The sequence below is a fragment of the Vibrio sp. 2132-1 genome (genome assembly GCF_033344315.1).
The window spans coordinates 1-638 of sequence record NZ_JAWPON010000454.1; the positions used below are offsets into that span (position 1 = coordinate 1).

Annotated in this window: 1 pseudogene; it reads left to right on the forward strand. The window is 48.4% G+C overall.

The features are described 5' to 3' along the window. A pseudogene (locus R8N47_RS26000) lies at positions 1-638 on the forward strand (sigma-54-dependent Fis family transcriptional regulator); the annotation flags it as partial.

Sequence of the window (638 nt, forward strand, 5' to 3'; positions counted from 1 at the left end):
CGCAATTTGCTCACGATATTCACGCCACACCAGACAGCGAGCTGATTGCAGCATCAGGTGAAGACCTTTACGAACTGTCGCTAGATGCACTCGACAAAGCCATTGAACACCTGACGGAAGACTCAAATCGTTGCAGTTTGTACCTGCACAGCGCCGAACATATCTCGCTCGCACAGTGGCAATGCCTGTTTAACCGCCCGAAATTGGAGCGCGTATTTGGTGCTACGACCAAGGTTGATGCCGATGTTAAAGCGTTCGCAACGCTCATCCACTTACCAACGCTGGATGAACGCAAAGAAGATATTGGCCCACTTTACAAACACTTCGTACGTCATGCAGCAAGCCGTTATCAGCTGCAACCACCGCACATCAGTTTGGACGAAGTACGCCGAATTACAGAGCTTTCTTGGCCAGAAAACGTTAAACAACTGCGCCAATTTGCGGAGCTGCGCGCTCTCAAACCTGAGACTTTTCGCATGGAAGATTGGGACAGTGAAAAGAGCATCGAAATTCAGAGCATGACTCCACGCACAGAACACTTTGAATATTGTCTGTTATTTGATGCATTACAGCGACACAGAGGCAGACTTAAAGAGGTTCAACTAGAATTACAGGTGTCACGCAAGACCTTGTACGAC